The sequence below is a fragment of the Listeria booriae genome (assembly GCF_000766865.1).
In the GTDB taxonomy this organism is placed as follows: domain Bacteria; phylum Bacillota; class Bacilli; order Lactobacillales; family Listeriaceae; genus Listeria_A; species Listeria_A booriae.
The window spans coordinates 132,835-151,216 of record NZ_JNFA01000031.1; the positions used below are offsets into that span (position 1 = coordinate 132,835).

The 18,382-nt window shown below is 42.4% G+C and carries 14 protein-coding genes; 9 read left to right on the forward strand and 5 right to left on the reverse strand.

The window, feature by feature from the left end; translation table 11 throughout:
* The first annotated feature begins 6 nt into the window (after nucleotides 1–6).
* Nucleotides 7–2,286 carry an LPXTG cell wall anchor domain-containing protein gene (locus EP57_RS16770; protein ID WP_077916890.1) on the forward strand — a complete coding sequence of 760 codons (2,280 nt, stop codon included), beginning with the start codon at nucleotides 7–9 and terminating at the stop codon, nucleotides 2,284–2,286.
* A gap of 474 nt (nucleotides 2,287–2,760) precedes the next feature.
* Here the strand turns inward: EP57_RS16770 and EP57_RS16130 are convergent, their stop codons facing one another.
* Nucleotides 2,761–4,251, reverse strand: a complete 1,491-nt coding sequence (locus EP57_RS16130; RefSeq protein ID WP_036088409.1) for an SdrD B-like domain-containing protein — start codon at nucleotides 4,249–4,251, stop codon at nucleotides 2,761–2,763.
* A 518-nt stretch (nucleotides 4,252–4,769) separates the two neighbouring features.
* On the opposite strand from EP57_RS16130, the gene EP57_RS16135 reads away from it, so the two are divergent.
* From EP57_RS16135 to EP57_RS16155, 5 genes are read left to right on the forward strand one after another with little or no spacing between them, the layout of a single operon-like run.
* Complete coding sequence (locus EP57_RS16135; RefSeq protein WP_036088410.1) at nucleotides 4,770–5,213, forward strand: PTS fructose transporter subunit IIA; 444 nt, start codon at nucleotides 4,770–4,772, stop codon at nucleotides 5,211–5,213.
* A gap of 17 nt (nucleotides 5,214–5,230) precedes the next feature.
* On the forward strand, nucleotides 5,231–6,703 hold the full coding sequence (locus tag EP57_RS16140) for a PTS fructose-like transporter subunit IIBC (protein WP_036088411.1): 1,473 nt from the start codon (nucleotides 5,231–5,233) through the stop codon (nucleotides 6,701–6,703).
* Nucleotides 6,657–7,715 carry a zinc-binding metallopeptidase family protein gene (locus EP57_RS16145; RefSeq protein WP_036088413.1) on the forward strand — a complete coding sequence of 353 codons (1,059 nt, stop codon included), beginning with the start codon at nucleotides 6,657–6,659 and terminating at the stop codon, nucleotides 7,713–7,715. The genes EP57_RS16140 and EP57_RS16145 overlap by 47 nt, the downstream gene beginning before the upstream one ends.
* Nucleotides 7,716–7,765: 50 nt before the next feature.
* Nucleotides 7,766–8,941, forward strand: a complete 1,176-nt coding sequence (locus EP57_RS16150) for a MalY/PatB family protein (RefSeq protein WP_036088415.1) — start codon at nucleotides 7,766–7,768, stop codon at nucleotides 8,939–8,941.
* A 5-nt stretch (nucleotides 8,942–8,946) separates the two neighbouring features.
* Nucleotides 8,947–10,674, forward strand: a complete 1,728-nt coding sequence (locus tag EP57_RS16155) for a PTS sugar transporter subunit IIA (protein WP_036088416.1) — start codon at nucleotides 8,947–8,949, stop codon at nucleotides 10,672–10,674.
* Nucleotides 10,675–10,736: 62 nt separating this feature from the next.
* On the opposite strand, the gene EP57_RS16160 is transcribed toward EP57_RS16155, so the two are convergent.
* The 4 genes from EP57_RS16160 to EP57_RS16175 all read right to left on the reverse strand — a co-directional run bounded on the left by EP57_RS16160 (nucleotide 10,737) and on the right by EP57_RS16175 (nucleotide 14,852).
* On the reverse strand, nucleotides 10,737–13,091 hold the full coding sequence (locus EP57_RS16160; RefSeq protein WP_052167731.1) for a polysaccharide lyase 8 family protein: 2,355 nt from the start codon (nucleotides 13,089–13,091) through the stop codon (nucleotides 10,737–10,739).
* Nucleotides 13,092–13,319: 228 nt separating this feature from the next.
* The gene (locus EP57_RS16165; RefSeq protein WP_036088417.1) at nucleotides 13,320–13,745 is read right to left on the reverse strand and encodes a hypothetical protein; all 426 of its coding nucleotides are present in this window, start codon (nucleotides 13,743–13,745) and stop codon (nucleotides 13,320–13,322) included.
* A gap of 52 nt (nucleotides 13,746–13,797) precedes the next feature.
* Nucleotides 13,798–14,436, reverse strand: a complete 639-nt coding sequence (locus tag EP57_RS16170) for a hypothetical protein (protein WP_036088419.1) — start codon at nucleotides 14,434–14,436, stop codon at nucleotides 13,798–13,800.
* Nucleotides 14,433–14,852, reverse strand: coding sequence for a permease prefix domain 1-containing protein (locus EP57_RS16175; protein WP_036088421.1), 420 nt, complete (start codon nucleotides 14,850–14,852; stop codon nucleotides 14,433–14,435). Before EP57_RS16175 ends, EP57_RS16170 begins: the two co-directional genes overlap by 4 nt.
* Nucleotides 14,853–15,299: 447 nt before the next feature.
* On the opposite strand from EP57_RS16175, the gene EP57_RS16180 reads away from it, so the two are divergent.
* The 3 genes from EP57_RS16180 to EP57_RS16190 all read left to right on the forward strand — a co-directional run bounded on the left by EP57_RS16180 (nucleotide 15,300) and on the right by EP57_RS16190 (nucleotide 18,379).
* The gene (locus tag EP57_RS16180; protein WP_052167732.1) at nucleotides 15,300–16,121 is read left to right on the forward strand and encodes an alpha/beta hydrolase; all 822 of its coding nucleotides are present in this window, start codon (nucleotides 15,300–15,302) and stop codon (nucleotides 16,119–16,121) included.
* 121 nt (nucleotides 16,122–16,242) lie between these two features.
* Entirely contained in the window at nucleotides 16,243–17,361 is a 1,119-nt protein-coding gene (gene rlmN, locus EP57_RS16185; protein WP_036088422.1) for a dual-specificity RNA methyltransferase RlmN, read from the forward strand.
* A 67-nt stretch (nucleotides 17,362–17,428) separates the two neighbouring features.
* On the forward strand, nucleotides 17,429–18,379 hold the full coding sequence (locus EP57_RS16190; protein ID WP_036088423.1) for a quinone oxidoreductase family protein: 951 nt from the start codon (nucleotides 17,429–17,431) through the stop codon (nucleotides 18,377–18,379).
* Nucleotides 18,380–18,382: the final 3 nt, after the last annotated feature.

Sequence of the window (18,382 nt, forward strand, 5' to 3'; positions counted from 1 at the left end):
TTTAAAATGACACAATCAAAAAAAGTTTTATCTACGTTGCTAGTTGCGACAACGATTATTGCGGGGGTGGCTCCACAGGTTGCGCCAGTTGGTGTAGTGGCGGCGGAACAAGGTGTGAATGCCGTGGCAGAAATTACGGAAGTGCGGGTTTTGAACGCAATGACTTTGCAAATTAAGTTTGACGGGACATTGCCGGCAGCGGATGTTGCGGATGCGAATTTGGATGCGATTAAAGGACATTTCCAGTTCAGTAATGGATTGCAAATTGTGAATGTGCCGCGTTTGAAGTCGGGGTCGACGAATACGTATATTGTGCCTGTGACGGTGCAAACGCCGGGGACGCCTTACACGTTAAGTTATAAAGGTGGCGCGACGCAAAATTTCACTGGTAGTGGGGATAAGTTAACGATTCGTGATACGAGACAGGTTGAGGCGGATACGTTTGAATTAGAGTCGTTCCAAGCGGACGGCGTGGTGGATTATGCGAATATTATTGCGGCTTATGCTGGCGGACGTGGGGACCAAGCGTTTGTGGTGGACGATGAGAATCGTGATGCGAATGGGACGCAGTTTCAAGTGATTTCGTCATTGCGGGATCGGAGCGTGACGGTGACTGGTAGTAATGGTGACACGTATACGGCGAACTATGTACCATTTACGCAAGCATCGGATCGTCGTCAAGCGCCAAAATTCCGACTGCCTGCTGGAAAGACGCTCGTTCCGGGTGTGACGTATACGGTGTCGTCGAATTGGACGGATATTCGGAATGCAACTTTTACAGCGCGTGCGATGGAGCGTTTGAACATTGCTTCGGCGGAATTTGTGGATGCGACGTCGTTTAAATTAACGCTAGATGCTGATCCTGGAATGGACTTGTTGGCTGGACGCAGTGTCGTTTTGAAAGGATCGGATGGTAGTGAGTTGACGGCGAATTATCGTTATTCTTCACGCCAAGGTGCGACGGGAACGTTTGATGTGACTGGTGGGACTTTGAATGAGAACATTTCCTACGAGATTTTACCGCAAAATAGTTGGGCGAAACCGACGAGCGTGACGCTTGGTGATGCAAAACAAGCAGCGTACAAAATTGAATCATTAAATGCGATGACACTACAAATTACTTTCCCTGAAGCATTGCCTGCTAATGAAGTTGCAGATAGCAATTTAGATGCCATTAAATCTAATTTTGTTTTTAGTAACGGTTTGAGTATCGTGAATGTGCCGCGTTTAAAATCGGGATCTAAGAGCACGTATATTGTGCCTGTGACGGTGCAAAAACCTGGGCAGACGTATACGCTAAGCTATAAAGGTGCAGCTGCCGAAACATTTGTAGGAAGCGATAAGAAAATCAATATTCGTGATTCTAAGCAAGTGACGAACGACACGTTTGAATTAGAGTCATTCCAAGCGGATGGCGTAGTGGATTATGCGAATATTATCGCTGCTTATGCTGGCGGGCGTGGGGATCAGGCTTTCATTATAGATGATGAGAATCGCGATGCGAATGGGAAACAATATCAAGTTATTTCTTCTTTACGCGACCGCAGTGTGACATTGACAGGTAGCAACGGCGATGTCATCAAGGCGAATTATGTGCCATTCACACAAGCTTCCGACCGTCGCCAAGCACCGAAATTCCGCCTCCCTGTGGGTGAAAAACTACAACCTGGCGTAACATATACTGTAACATCAGATTGGGCAACTGTTGCCAATGCTAGTTTTACAGCTAAAGAAATAGCACCGTTAGTCATTTCTAAGGCAACACCAGTAGACGCGAAATCTTTCGAGTTAACATTAGATGCTGATCCGACAATGGACTTGTTTGCTGGGCGCCAAGTCGAACTTCAAGGTTCAGATGGGACGAAACTTACAGCGCAATATCGTTATTCTTCACGACAAGGCGCGACAGGCATTTTTGACCTTGTAAGTGGCGAGATTAATGCCGATGTTGTATACACGATTGTGCCGCTAAACGACTGGGCTACAGCAAATAAAATTATGTTAGGTGAAGCTAAAACAGCACCAACCCCAGAAGAAAAGCCAGATGGTGAAAAAGCACCGAGCGTAACTCCAGAAAAACCAAGTGTGTCAGATACAAATACTAATAAGGCCAAACCAAGCGTTTCAGTTAAAACATCGACAGACAAACCAAAAGCTAGCCAATCAACCAGTCAAAAAGATTTGCCGAAAACAGGAGATAAGACACCTATCGTTCCAGTGGCCGCAGGATTAGGTGCGATTATTGCAGGAACATATCTGCTAATGAAACGTAAATTATTCAAATAAATGAAGTATATAGTGAGGTTGAAATCCAACTAATTATTTGCTATAATGAATACGAAAAGAAGGTCGTGTTGACGCACGACCTTCCAGTCAGAGCCGTCTGGGACGGTAGCTGAATAATAACAAGTTAAGAGATAACCGTTACTTTGGGCTAAAGTAGGAACGGTTATCTCTTTTTGTCTTTGTCTCGATCAATATAAAGAACTAGCATTGCAAAAGAAATTGCTAATGTCAGTGCTTCGTATATGCTCATCTGCTGTTCCTTTCTAGGAGCGACAAAAAGAAGATACATTGGCATCACCCCTTCGTAATGGATTAGCCTCCGTCCCAAAACTTCTCTTCATCCATTATAACAAATAAAATCATTGATGTGTATATATTTTACAAAAAAGTCTAATATCCTCCAAAATGAGCAATTAAGGGGTTAAAAAGAGCCGCTAGCTGATATAACAATCAAATAGCGGCTTATATTATTTATTATGGTAGTAAAGGAATGTTTTGCGTGATTTGTTGAATTGGACTGTTAGAGTCGAATGTGTATGCGCCAACTAAGCGAAGTCCTTGCAATGCTGGTGGAACAACGCCTGTATAAACTGGGCTGTATCCGTTTGTTCCATCGATACCAATGTAAATTGTTTTATTAAATGCTAACTTATCTAATGTAAATTTAGTAGTTAATGAAGATGTTGTTACCGATTGAATGACATTACCAAAAGCGTCATATGCTGTAACCGTTGTTGCTTTACCAAACTCTAGTAAGTCTTTTTTACCGTTCTTATTCTTATCTACAAACAAGTCACCAGTAATTACTGGAAGTTTGCGGATACCGAATTGGAAGTCGTTTGTTTTTGTGAATTTCAAAGCTGTTAAGTCATAGGAGTTACCCCAGATATCTACTTTTGCGAAGCGCATAGATGGGATGTTATTTAGTACGTTAACGATTGATTTTGCTTGTCCTAGTGCTGTGTTTACGGATGTTCCCGTTTCTTCACCAAGATATTTGTCTACGTCTACTTGTTCTACCGCATTAATTGCTTTTGGTAGGAATGCTGCTAGTGCTTTGATGTAGTCGTTATTCGGTGTTGTTGAGATATCGCCAGTGTTTAGCAATTCAGGATTATCTAAAATTCCTTGAATGTCACCGCCAGAGATGATGTCGATAAGCGCTGTTACTTTGTTTAAGTTACCAAGTAAGTCGCCGATTGTTAGGTTAAATGGTGAACGAATCATAACGTATAGGCCTGGATCGACATTAGGCATTGTAATTGCCGCGTTACTAGCACTTGTTCTGAACAAAATAGCATCTTCAATGTCTAAACTTCCGCCAAGTGCGCCAAGAATTTTAGAATTTAAGTCAAGATTAGCCAGACGGCCACTTGAAATTAGTTCTTGTGTTTTCTCTAAGTTGATGAAAATCATTGTTTTGCCGTTTATGATGGACTCGTTGCTGTCTTTAACGCCATTACCATTCAAATCTTCAAAAGTTGTCATCGTTAGGTTTGTGGTTTTCTTTGTTGCTAAATCAGCCCAAGTGACGATGTTTACAGTATTAATAGAAACAGCGACAATCCCAGGAATTTGTTTTCCGGCTGCATCTTTAGCAGAGTTAGCTTGGACAACTGGTTTTGTGGTTGTTTCTGTTCCGTATTTCAGGAAGTAGTTTCCTTTTACTAGTTTCGTGAAATTGTAAACACCTACTGCATTTGTTTTTGCTGTTGCGACAACGTTTGTACCTGCTTGTGCATCAGCTAAAGTTTTGTGAAGTGTTACTGTCATGTTGCTAAGTGGTAAATCTAGGTTGTGTAATTCCATAATGCCGTTACCATTTGTGTCTGCGTAAACTGTTCCAGAAACCGTGTAGATAGCTGGATTCAGAATACTTGCGTTTGCTGCTGGTGCGAAAGATGCGAAAAGAATAGCAAAAATCATCGCAAAAACAGCGACTTGCTTGTTAAAAAAACGTTTCATTGTATTTCCCCCTTTTATTAAGTTATACATTTAGTCTATAGCCGTGGTTGATAAAAGGCAATGGGGGTAGAAAAGCGGACTTTTTCTTGAGCTAACGTATATGAATTTGTTGTAAAAAGTGTTTTTGATAACTTTTTGGAGTTAATTTGTTTTTAAATAAGCCGATTATGAAATATAAAACGTTTAATGTTAATTTAACAGATAATTTTGAGTGGAATAATAATACGTACTTTCACTTCTTCAATTACGAGAATGAGGAAAACGGATGCAATCTATCATGCAATTTAAAGTAAAAGATTCATAAATATTTCACATCTTGCCTTTGTGGTGAGATATTATACGAAATTAGCTTTCCTTACCTCAATAAAAGTTACAATTGATAATTTATTTTAATTCCTATCAAATATGTCATCGCTCCTGTGACATTTCATTTGTTTTTTTAGAAAGCGTTCTCATCTATAATGAAATTTGTACAGGAAAAGGCTAGCGCTAACAAAATAGAGCTTGGAGTGAATAGAATGGAAATTATGACTATGAATAGTATTAATGTGAATGTAAAAGGAACAACGAAACCAGAAGTTTTGCGAGAGTTTGCGGATATGGCATTTGCGAATGGGAAGGTGTCGGATGCTGCTGGATTTTATCAGGATCTTTGTTTGCGGGAAGAGGAGTCAACAACGGGATTTGGTGGCGGTATTGCGATTCCACATGCAAAATCGGCTTTTGTAAATGAAGTTGGTGTTTTTGTGGGACGTGGGGAAAATGAAGTGGAGTGGGACGCGTTAGATGGCGCGCCAGTGCATTGCTGGATTTGCTTGCTTGTGCCTGAAACTGGTGGACAAGAGCATTTGCGTTTGTTATCGCAATTAAGCCGTAAGTTGATGGACCCAGAGTTCGTCGCGAAGTTAAAAGAGGGATCAGAGCAAGACATTTTAACATTAGTTCAAGGCGTTATTTCATAAAAAGGGAGCGAAAAAAATTGGCAGGTTTAAATATTGTTGCAATTACAAACTGTCCAGCGGGGATTGCCCACACGTATATGGTTGCAGAAGCACTAGAACGAAAAGCAGTTTCGCTTGGATACACGATTAAAGTAGAAACACAGGGCGCGAGTGGTGTTGAAAATCATTTAACACCAGCGGAAATTAAAGCGGCAGATTACGTTATTTTAGCGTTAGGACGGACAATTAGTGAGGAAGATCGGTTCCGTTTTGCCAATAAAAAAGTGGTGGAACTTAAGGTTTCCGAGGCTTTGAAGCAAATTGAAACGATTTATGATGATTTAGAAGGAAAAGCGACTGTTTTTACAGCGGAAAACAATATTAAAATGGGAAAACAAGAAGTACCAACTGGTAGCGTCATGAGTCATTTGATGGCGGGAGTTTCTGCGGCATTGCCATTCGTTATTGGTGGTGGGTTGCTAGTTGCTATCGCGAATATGTTAGTGCAATTCGGTATGCCGTACGTGGATATGGCGAATGGTGACCCTTCATTTACCTGGGTTGTAGAAACGATCGGTTATCTAGGATTCAAGTTTATGATTCCGATTATGGGTGCCTATATTGCGAGCTCGATAGGGGATAAACCTGCGTTTGCTCCGGCCTTTTTAGTGACGTATTTAGCGAATGATAATACGATGCTCGGCACAGAGTCGGGCGCTGGTTTCCTAGGCGCTGTTGTACTTGGTTTAGCGATCGGTTATTTCGTGAAATACTTCCGAAAAGTCAAACTGGGCAAGGCGTTACAACCGTTACTTGGTTCAATGTTAATTCCGTTTGTGACGTTGTTTGTGTTTGGTATTTTGACATATTACGTGCTTGGTCCTGTGATGGGCGGCATGATGGACGGCATGTTGCATTTCTTGAACACGATTCCAACAGAAATGAAATTAGCAGCGGCGTTCTTAGTTGGCGCAATGTTGGCATTTGACATGGGCGGACCGGTGAATAAAACGGCTTGGTTCTTCTGTTTCTCACTGCTCGACAAAGGAATTTATGATTGGTACGCGATCGTTGGGGTTGTAGCGTTAATGCCTCCAATGGCAGCGGGAATTTCGACATTTATTGCTCCAAAATTATTTACAAAACAAGAAAAAGGCGCGGCAATCAGTTCGATTATCGTTGGTTCGACAGTAGCAACAGAGCCTGCGATTCCATATGCGCTTGCGGCACCATTCCCAATGATTACGGCGAACACGCTTAGTGGTGGTATTGCAGGGATGTTGACAATTATGTTTGGCGTGCAGCGACTAGCACCGGGGATTGGTATTTTTGATCCGTTGATTGGTTTAATGTCGCCGTGGTACTGGTTCTATCTCGTATTAGCATTTGGCTTGGCGCTTAATATTTTCTTGATTATCGTTTTGAAAACTTGGTGGATAAAACGGAAAGAGGCGAAACAAAAAAATGGAAACGAATTTACTGAAACAACTGGTGATGGCATCGGGGACTAGTGGTGACGAGCAAGAAATCCGCGAAATCCTATATAAAGAATTAGTAAGTCATGCGGATGAAATTACGTTCGATGGTTTGGGTAGTTTCATTGCGCGTAAAGGCTCGCGTGGCCCGAAAGTCGCGATTATTGGGCATATGGATGAGGTTGGTTTTATTGTGAAACACATTTCGCAAGACGGCTTTATTTCGTTTGATACGGTCGGTTCGTGGTGGAATCAGAGCATGTTGAACCATCGTGTGGAAATTAGGACGCAGACTGGAAAAGTGGCTGGGATTATTGGCTCTATTGCGCCTCATGCGCTGAGTGAAGCGGATAAGGCGCGTCCGATGGAACATGATGCGATGTTTATTGATATTGGTGCGGACTCTGCGGAAATGGTGGCGGAGATGGGAGTTGCGGTTGGTGACTTTGTTTGTCCAGAGCCGAATTTCACGAATTTGACGCCAGATCGTATTCTTGGCAAGGCGCTGGATAATCGTGCGGGCTGTGCGCTTGTTGCCGAGCTTTTCAAACGCTGTGACAATGACGAAATCACGCTGTACGCCGTGGCTACTGTGCAAGAGGAAGTCGGACTTCGCGGTGCGCAAACGTCAGCCGAGGCAATTAAACCGGATATCGCGATTGTTGTCGACACGATGGTGGCTGGGGATACGCCGGGATTCGATACGATAAAATTTCCGCTAAAACTCGGTGCCGGCGCGGCTCTTGCCATTTTTGACAAACGCTACATTCCGCATCAAAAGTTAAAACAAAGTCTGGTTGATACGGCAAAATTGATTGGCGAACCGCTTCAATTTTGCACGATGAAGACGGGGGCTACGGATGGTGGTCGTTATAATGTGATGGGAGGCGGGCGTCCGGTTGTGGCGTTCTGCTTGCCGACACGGTATTTACACGCCAATTCTTCGATGATTTCCAAAGCCGATTATGATAGTTTGGCAACATTGATTGGGCAGTTTTTGACGGAATATAATGCACAGAAACATGAAACGATTTGTAAGTATATCTAATGGAAGGCTCGGCGGACGCGCTGGGCTTTTTCAAGAAGAGGGTGCACAGGATGGGAAATTATGATTTTAATAAAGTAATCGATCGCAAAAATACATATTGTACGCAGTGGGACTATATTCAGGACCGTTTCGGTGTGGCGGATTTATTGCCGTTCTCGATTTCAGATACGGAGTTCCAAGCGCCGACGCCGGTTCTTACGGCGGTTCAAGAACGGGTAGCACACGGGGTTTTTGGCTATTCGCGCTGGAACCATGATGCTTTTAAAAGTAGTGTGACGAACTGGTATGCCAAACGTTTTCAAGCGGATTTTGATTCGGAGTGGGTGCTGTATAGCCCGACGGTTTGCTATTCGATTTCGGTATTATTGCGTCTGAAAAGTGCCGAACAAGATAAGGTTGTTGTTTTTTCACCGATGTACGATGCTTTTTATGACTTGATTCGGGAAAATAACCGAGAGCTAGTCGAAAATGAGCTTTTATGGGATAATGGGGAGTATTGCATTGATTTTGAACGCTTGGAAGAGCAGTTGCGGGATGCGAGCATTTTCTTGTTAACAAATCCGCATAATCCGACGGGGCGGGTCTTTAAAAAATGGGAATTAGAGCGTATTATTGCTATTTGTGCGCAGTATCATGTTTTTCTAATTTCTGACGATATTCATATGGACATTGTGTATGGCGATGCGAAATATTTGCCGATTCTGGATGTTGCGACAGATCCACAAAACATGTGTATTTGTAGTTCTGCGAGTAAGACGATGAACACGCCGGGGCTTATTGGCTCATATTTGCTTGTTCCCGATGCAACGTTACGGGCGGCGTTTTTGAAACAATTGAAACAGCGCGATGCCTTATCTTCTGTTAGTATTTTAGGCATGTACGCAACAATGGCTGGCTACAACGAAAGCGCGGATTACGTCGACGAACTCGTAGCCCATTTAGAAGGAAATATGCACTATATCAAAACCTATTTTGACGAAAAAATTCCTGAAATTAAGTTTCGCATCCCGGAAGGAACGTACTTGGCATGGCTGGATATTTCCGCGCTCGGCGTGAGCAAAGAGGCTCTGCAAGAAGCCCTTATACATGTCGGAAAAGTAGCAGTGATGCCAGGTGAAACTTACGGCGGCAAAGGATTTTTGCGTTTAAATATCGCCTGTTCGCGAACGAAACTTATAGACGGCTTAGAACGGATGGACAAAGCAATCCAAACATTGAGGAGGTAAAAGTGATGCTAAATCAGCGGCAAGTACAAATCATGGAACATCTAGAACATAGCAAAGCAAGCGGTTTGGAACTCGCAAAAATCACGGGGACCTCTAAAAGAACTGTTTTGCGCGATATTTCTCAAATAAATTACCTTCTTGGTGAAACGGGTGAGGTGATATCGAATCCATTAGGCGGCTATCAGCTTCATATTCGCGACAAGCAAGCCTATATGAATTTGTTGCATCAGTCTATGTATGATGACGAACTTATTTTGCTTGAACTATTATGTCATGATTTCAGAACACTGGATGATTTAGCAGCCACTTTATACGTATCCAAACCAACATTATCTGAAAAAATCGTGTTTTTACGTAGTCACTACGCCAATCGTCTGGCGATTAAATCCAAGCCGAACTACGGTCATTACTTAGACGAAACAATTATGCGAAAATTAATTTTGTTAGCGAACTTAATTGATAAAAATCCAGCCTTCTTTTGCAATCGCTTGGGCATCGAGATGGCGGATTACAACGCGCTTTTACAAACCGTGCGGGCAAGCGAGATTAGCGAGTATTATCCCAACATTCATTCGGCGCATTTTGTGAGTTTACTTTTGGCTGCGCAAGTGTTGGGGGATGAAACAGGAGAAGTCGCGTCATTTTTCCGTGTATTTGAGATCGGCGAGGAAGCTTGCGCGTTATTGACGGCATTCACTTCTACGCAAAAACAAAAAGATGCACTGGTGACGTTAGAACAAGTACAGCAAATGCTACAACAGCTCGCGGAACATTATAATGCTTCTGTGTACGATTTGGAATTAGTGGAGCAATTGACCGCACATTTGAAGCGAAGCATCGCGTACCCCATTATTTTACACGACCGGAAACTGCATAATATCGCGAACATTAAAGCGGTCTATCCGCTAGCTTTTGATTTGAGCATTGCTTTTGTAGCACGTGCCAACGAACAATTTGGCATGGAACTTTATGATATTGACTTGATTGGGCTTTATTTTTCGTGTGCGATGGAACGGATGAAACAGCCAGCTTCGAAGGTGTTACTTTTCTCCGACCAGTACGCGGTGGCTAGTATCAACAAGCAGATGATCGAAAAAGAACTGCCGGCAATCGAACTTATTTTAGTCATGCACCGTCAAGAATTGAAGTCCGCGCTAGAACAACACGACATCAAGCTCATCCTAAACAACGCGCCATTCCAAGAAGTAAATAGCGATGTCACGCAAATCTCAATCAAACAAGTGATTACCAAGGCCGAACTCCAAACAATCCAAGACACGCTAGAAAAAATCGACGTGCATAAAAATATTAAAACGTATTTCCCTGAAGCGCTGGCAATGAGTTATCAAAATAAGCCAACCGATAATTGGGATGCGGTTATTGCGGGGATTTGCATACAGCTTGAGGCGAATGGGACGCTCAGTGAGGAAGAAGCAGTCAAAATTAAAGAACGGGAGCAAAAAGGCGATAATCTTGTCATTAACCACCTCGCCGTTCCGCATTGTACGACCCAGCGAAACCAAGCATTTTTTGCGGTATTTGTGCATTTGATTCATCCAGTAGAAGTGGATGGCACGTTGGTGCAGAACGTTTTAGTAGCTTGTGTGAATCCGAATGTTAGCACGGAATTGAAAGTTTTTAGTTATTTGTATTATGTGTTGAATGAGCATGAGGAAGAAGTGATTCTTGGCATCGAAGACTACGCGTCGTTTATTGCATGTATTGAGAAATAGCGTGAAGAGATGAAAAGGCTTGAAAAGCAAAGGGATACTTTGTTTTCAAGCCTTTATTTATGCTATTTGCCGAATAGGACAGTAAATGATTTACCGTTTTTGGCGGAGGTGTTGACTTGGATTCGCCAGTTCTTTCCGGATGTTGTGACGGTAGCTTCTGCAGGTTTGCTTTTTAGTTTATGACCGGCGAGTTTTGGTACGAGGAAGATGGTGCTTTTTTGTTCCATGGTTGGATCGGATAGGGTTACTTTTTCTGTTTTAGCTGTTTTGCGAACCATGATAGCGCCACGGGTTTGGCCGATGTAGCCATTGACGGTGCCGGGATTGCGGAATGTGCCGATCCAAAGGTTCTGGGTTTTGTCGAAGACGGCTTGTTGGTTTAGGTTGTTCGCGCGAATTTCGATGTCGATTTTTTTGCTGTAGGCTTCGGTTGCTTTTTGATTTTTGCCTGGTAGGATGATGTAGCTATAACTTTTATTGGTTGGCTTTTTGCCGTGTGAAATGGTGATACCTGCGTAATTGGCGCTTGTTAATGCTGATTTATTACGTGTGTTGATCGTATTCCAATCGCCAGTTCGGGTCTTTTTGTAGGCGGTTATCGTTGTGGCATTTGGGAAGACGTAGCCGATATTTTGCACAAGTGTGAGACCGTTTAGGTGTGCCCATTTTGTTTTTGCAATCGTTTTTGTTTGGCCAAGATTTAAGGTTTGACCATTAACGACGAAGGTGTTGCGGGCTGTATTTGTTAGTTGGCGGTTTTCCACGATGGTCTCGGTGTTTAGATTTTCTTTGGAAGAAATACCAGCGCCTAACGCGACAATTCGGTTATTTAGGAAAAACCATGATTTGCGGGCTTCTAAACTGCTTCCAGTGACGTTTTTCATGCTGTAGTGCATTGTTGCCGCGCCGTTTGTGCCATCCGAAACACCACCAGACCAAGCTTGTGGGTTGAGGTATTTGGCGTTGTCTACAGTGATAGGTCGTGTTTTATGATCGGTTGTTGTGCCTGCGAGACTTGTCATATCAACAGTTCCGTAGTATTCGCCTTCGAATGCGTTGTCGCCGTTGTATAAGTAAAGAGCGCCAGTTCCGGTGTAAAAGCCTAGTTTATTCGCACCAGTAATGCTTTCAAAGGCAGAGGCTTTCTTCGAGAACATGCTAATTCCTGCTACATAGCTTGGCTTTCTATCAATCATTTGACTAGCGTAACTCATCATTTTGTTTTGTGTGGGGCTTGGATAGGCGTTACTGATATTTTTGTTTTGTAGTAAGGTTTGGAAGGTTTGAGCTTGTGCTACGGTTAATGATTTATAGAAGTCAGCGCGCAATGAGGCGTTAGCAATGGATGATTTTGTTAAGATGGCGTATTTTTTACGATAGGCTGGATTTGAATTTTTTTGGCTGACAGTGAACATGTCGTAGAGAAGACCATTGCCAACTTGTTCGCTAGTAGTAGCTTTTAAGGTAACGCCACGACCACGAGTCATATCTAATGGCTCGTTTTTGTAAAGCACTGGGGAGTAGGTTGTATCAAGGTATTTAAACATCATTGGAAGCGAGCGAAAAGTTCCTAATGTCGATGTGCCGTTAAATATTTGATAAAAATCGGCGCTTCTGGCCAGAATATCAGCACCGTATCCAGTTGTGTACGGCGTATTTGTATGCTGAATAAAGGTACCATCTTCATAAAAACCATCACCGCTCGTAACGGGTACATAGACTCTTTTCAAAATATCATTGCCGAGCGTGATTTTGCTTTGATTGTTACCCAAAACACCGCTCATAATAATGACAAAGGCTTTGTTCACCCGATTTGCACCAGTTCCTAAATAACGATCTGTAGCGGCTTTTGCAGGATTGAAGCGGTTCACGCCTTTTAAGTAATTTTGTAGCTGGGCATCGGTTAGATCTGTTTTCATTAAAGTTAGTGTATTGACTAGGGAGCCTGGAGTAGCAATTTGCCAGTCATACCAGTTTCCGTAATTGTCAACGGTTTTTTCATTGTAGGCTTTGGTGTAAAACCAATTCAATGCGTACAAAATATTTTGTTTAATAGTCGGACTATGGTAATATATAGAATTCGGTGTTTGGTATAATGTCGCCATTTTTTCGATATTGAGAGCTGTCATTGTAAGTTGTGTGGAGTTTGTTTTCCAAGAAGTAATGTTAGAGAAAATATAGTTTTTACTAGGGTTTGTATTTAGTCTACTGAGCACATTTTGTTTTAAATCGTTTTCTTTTTCGGTAAGCGTTAGTTTTAAAGCGGTATTCGATTTTGGAAAGGCTTTTCCTGTCAATGCTGTTTTCCAATTATTAATCGACGTATTTCGCTCTGCAATGGTTTGCGCAGATACATGGCCAAGGCTAACAACGACAAGCAAAAAGGACAGTAAAAGGGCAACCAGATATTTTTTCAAAATTTTCACACTCCATTCGTCACATTTTAGACACATTTATGTATTTTAAAGTCGTATATTTTACATATTACCTCAAAATTTGTGTGAAAAACGGCACGATATGGTAAAAATAATTTTTTTAAACGCGAAAAAAAGATGAAACATCGCAATCTAATGCGACATTCCATCCATATTTTAGAAAGTTAATGTTTTACATAAAAACCCTGTTTGTATCTCCGATTAGTTCATTTATTTTACTTTACCGAGATCCATTATTATTTTGATTGCAAACAATAGAATAATGAGTGGTAAGAAAACGCCAGATATATTGCTAGTAGCAAGACTGTTTGCTGCGGATAAGAGCATGAAAACACTTAGCGCGAAGTACAGCATTTTAGGCACGACAATATTTTTGCGTAGTTTCGAATAGTTATTAAATAGTAACAATGAGAAGATGGCGAACAATACGAAGGACGCAGACATGACGATTTTGGCAGTGAGCATTGCTTGGGTAGCAACGTCCGAGAGTCCTTTTGTCGATAATTGGAATAGGTAGAACACGCCAAGCACTGTAAACAATGCGTATAGCGCGCAAATAATGGCGATTGTCAAAGTCATCCAACGCGGGTTTGCGAGTTGTTTATCGACCGTTTTTTCATCCAGTTGATTTTCCATATTTATAGTAGCTCCTTCAAAAAAGATTTGCTTCTATAAATGTAACATAAATTTATAAAGAATGCATGTGATGCTTCGCACGAAAGAAGTACATCGATAAAGGCCACCAAACCACCGCGAAAATCGGATAAATCGCCCAAATCACACTCGGTGAAAACGCCCAGTTCATGCCAATCATAAAAGCACTAACCCAAATGCTAGCCTGAACGGAGTAGGCAAAAAAGCTTCCTTTACGCGCATGGTACAGCGACAAAGGCCACCAACCAACCGCAAAAATAATCGCGATAACCCAAGGCGCATCCGGTGAAAAAGCAATATTTAGCAAGGCATAATAAAGACTTGTCACAACAGCACCAATAATAGCAACCGTCATCGTATACGCTCTTTTTCCAAGCATTGTGAAGACAGGCCAGAACACAAGCGGATACGCCGCATAAAGCACCCAGAGCACATCAGGCGTTTCCCGCAAATTAATAACCGTGAGCAAAATAAGAAAAACAAGACTTGTAAACCATGCAAACTGTTTCAAATTTTGGCGATATACGAAATACATGGATAACGGCCATAATAACAAGGCAATACAAGGATAAATGCTCCAATCAAGCGTTGGCGTTAAAAAGAAATTGAGTGCCACTAAGAAAAACATGCAGATGGCGCTCCCGACGATTGAAAAACTGACTAAACCTCTCAATTCATAGCCCTCCCTTGCAAGCGAAGGCATCTAAAGTACATAGCAAGCGGCCACCAAACGACACCAAAAGCAGGGAAGATGACCCAAAGCACGTTAGGCGTGTAGTAAACATTGATAAAAAGTAGCAGGCCAATGATGAGCGCTGCGCCGATTAAAGAAAATTGGAAATGCGTCCAAGCAAGATAAGATTTCGGTATTTTCACCCGATATTCGGACAATTCCTCACGCAAATCCGTTAAGTCACCAAGCTCGACAATAGCCTTATTGATAGCATCTTCTTCGGATTTCCCTTGTGCCATCAGTACATCGACCTTATCTTCCAAGCTCTGCAAAATTTCTTCTTTCATAAGTAAACTTTCTTCGGTGACCGGAATATCATTAAAAAGTTGGTCGATATGTTTTTTTATAGTTATCATTTTCAAAACCTCCAAAATATTCAAAATGTAACTGCGCGCACAGTGTTCTATCTGATAGAGTAATAATAACATGGATTACTCTATGTGTCAAAGTAATGTTTGAATTTGTGGATGTATGTGATAAATCGGCGGCAAGCGTTCGCATTCCAAGAGTTTGGCGGACTTCCGGTTCTCACATACACAAGTATGCTCCGCTTCCGGCTTCCACCAAACTCTTGGAATACAAACGCTTTCGCTCGATTTGAGTAAAGCCAAATGTACATCTCACCCAATATAGAATTAAATAGATTTAGAGATGAATTCTTAAGGAAGGTAAGTATAAAAAAGTAATCTGATTTCCCATGTCACAAAACTTCTTAAAACTCTAATATTTTGGTAATAGTTTGTTCATTTTTTAGGGGTAAAGTAAGTCTATAAGATATCAGTTCGGGGAAAGAGGTTATGATTATGTGGCGGAGAATTGCTTTATTTGGAGGATGTTTATTTTTAGCGGTTGCGGTTTTTGGATCTATCAAGGCATATTCGGCGAAGGTCAAAGATGCTGATCTATCTAAAACAACGCCGATTTTATTAGTGCATGGGACGCACGGCACGGCAAATTCATTTAACGGCATGATTTCACGAATTATTGCTACATACGGCCAATCTTCTGACAAAGTTATCATTACTGTCAAAAAAGATGGCACGCTAGTGTACGACGGGACGCTGAGCGATAAATCCAAGAATCCATTTATCCAAGTCGTGTTTGAAAACAATGATGCGCCGATAGCTCAAGAGGCAAAATGGGTTGATGCGGTGATTAAGGACATTCAGAACAAATACAACGTGACGCAATTCGATGCGATTGGTCACTCCAACGGTGGTTTGGCACTCACAACCTATGCGGAAAAATTAGCGGATGACGCAGCGCCAGTGATGGAGAAATTAGTCGTGATTGGGACGCCGTTTAATGATTTGGATGAGGAAGATAACGCGGCGACGGCTGATTTTATTGATGTGGCGAATCGGACGGAAGCACTGCAAGATTACATTGCCAACAACGGAAATTTAGATTCCAAATTGCAAGTCCTTTCGATTGCGGGAGACTTGGATGATAATCAGGTTTCAGACGGTGTCGTTCCCGTTCAGAGCGCCTTGTCCTCACGACTTATTTTTGCAAATCAAGTGGCATCATATAGTGAAAAAATTGTGACAGGAAGTAATGCGCAACATAGTGATTTACATGAAAATACGACGGTAGACGCGATTGTCGCTAGTTTTATTTATTAAACGATCATTTATGGTCGTTTTTTAATGCATTGTGATACTAAACCAAACCTTGCGAATACACGCGAAAACAGCTATAATTTGGATAAGACGTAATGAAATTTTGAAAAGAGGTTTTTGAAGAATGGACAAAAGCTCGATTTACGGGTTGACGTTGGCGCAGCTTGGCGATTGGTTTGAAGAGAAGGGCGAGAAGAAATTCCGCGCAACGCAAGTGTGGGACTGGCTCTACGTGAAGCGTGTCACTGAATTTTCGCAAATGACGAATTTAAACAAAGCATGTGTGGATATGCTGGATGAACATTTCACGATGCACACATTGAATGAACAAATTAAACAAGAATCGAAAGATGGAACGACGAAATATTTATTCCAACTTTCGGATGGCAACTTAATTGAGACAGTTATGATGACGCATTCTTACGGGCTTAGTGTTTGTGTAACGACACAGGTCGGCTGCAACATCGGCTGTACTTTTTGTGCGAGTGGGCTTTTGAAGAAGCAACGTGATTTGAATGCTGGCGAAATTGTCGAGCAAATTATGAACGTGCAACATCATTTGGATTCGAAAGGAAATGGCGATCGTGTAAGTCATATCGTGGTGATGGGAATCGGCGAGCCGTTTGACAACTATGATAATGTGATTGATTTCCTTCATGTGGTGAACGATCAGAAAGGTCTAGGCATTGGTGCACGCCATATCACGGTTTCAACAAGTGGTCTTGCACCGCGCATTATTGATTTTGCAAATGAAGATATTCGCGTCAATTTGGCGGTATCGTTACATGCGCCGAACAACGATTTACGTACGCGTATCATGCGCATTAATAAGACATATCCACTTGAGAAATTGATGGAAGCGGTCGAATATTACTTGGAGAAAACGAATCGCCGTATCACATACGAGTACATCATGCTAAAAGACGTCAACGATCACAAACAAGAAGCGTTGGAGCTGGCGGCTTTAATCGGTGAGAAACGCCACCTTGCATGGGTGAACTTGATTCCGTATAATCCAGTAGATGAGCATGACCAATACCAACGTAGCGACACGGCAGTCATTGACGCGTTCTACGAAACATTGAAACGCAAAGGCATTAACTGCGTGGTACGTCGCGAGCATGGAACAGACATCGACGCAGCATGTGGTCAATTACGTAGTAAACAAATCAAGAAGAAGGGCGTTCGTGAAAGAATGCGTGAAAAAGCAGAAGCGGAAGCAAAACAAGCAGCCGCTGAGTGAGAGTGAAATATGGGAAGGGTTCGCATCTGATTGCGGACTTTTTCTACATAGATGAGGGGTCGAGAAGATGAAGGCATTGGTTTTTAATGAGTTTGGCAGTTCAGATGTGTTGCAGTATGCAGAAATTGCGGATGCTGTTGCAGGACCAGGAGAAATTTTGCTTAGTACGACGGCAATTGGACTTAATTTTGCGGATATTTATCGACGGAAAGGGAACTATCATTTAGTGGGGGACGCGCCGTATGTACTTGGGTATGAAGGTGCGGGAGTCGTTGTTGGGCTTGGCGAAGGCGTGACGGATTTTGTACTCGGTGAGCGTGTGGCGTTTGTGGACGTTCCGCTTGCGAATGCTGAACTTGTGGCAGTTCCTGTGAACAAGGCGATTCCGATTCCAGACGGCATTCACGACGAGATTGCGGCTTCGGTGCTATTACAAGGACTGACGGCGAGCTATTTGGCGAAAGATAGTTACGCGATTCGTTATGGCGATGTGGCGCTAGTTCACGCCGTTGCTGGTGGCGTCGGTCAAATGTTGACGCAAATTATTACGTCACTTGGCGGCACTGTCATCGGCCTCACATCTACAGAAGAGAAAGCTGAAGTAGCGCGGAAACTCGGCGCGGAAGAAGTTTTGCTATACAGTGACAATTGGGCTGAAAAACTAGCTGGAAAAATCGATGTGGCTTATGACTCGGTCGGCTCCACATTGATGGAAAGTTTTCAAGCTGTTCGTGATAAGGGCGCTGTCGTGTTTTACGGCATGTCAGGTGGAGATCCAGTGTCGGTAGACCCACGCATGCTAATGGACACTTCCAAAACGTTGACAGGCGGCGATTTATGGAGCTTCCTAACAAGCAAAGAAGAACGCATCAAACGCTCTAAAGCTTTATTCGACATGATTATCGCAGGCAAAATCACCGTAAACCAACCACGCAAATTCCCATTATCTAAAGGGAAAGAAGCACACGATTTATTAGAAAGCAGAAAAAGTACCGGCAAAATATTGTTAATACCATAAGAA